The organism is Rhizobium sp. SVR5-2C (assembly GCF_056755115.1).
Genome location: NZ_JBNDHT010000691.1, coordinates 1 through 228, shown reverse-complemented (window position 1 = coordinate 228; position 228 = coordinate 1). Strand labels below are relative to the sequence as shown.

Annotated in this window: 1 pseudogene; it reads left to right on the top strand. The window is 57.9% G+C overall.

The features are described from left to right. Positions 1-228, top strand: a pseudogene (locus ACPYOI_RS37395) (autoinducer 2 ABC transporter substrate-binding protein); the annotation flags it as partial.

Here is a 228-nt window from a genome sequence, read left to right as displayed (position 1 = left end):
GTCACCCATGAGGCCGACAACCAGATGAACACCAACGCTGACATCGAGGTCTTCGACAATGCCGATTATGGCAAGGCGCTCAACGCGCGCCTCGCCGAGTGCATGGGCAAGAAGGGCAAATGGACCACCTTCTTCGGTTCGCTCGGCAGCCGCACCCATATGCAATGGTTCGGCGCAGGTGAGGAAAACGCCAAGCAATATCCGGACATGGAGCTTGTCGATCCGAAC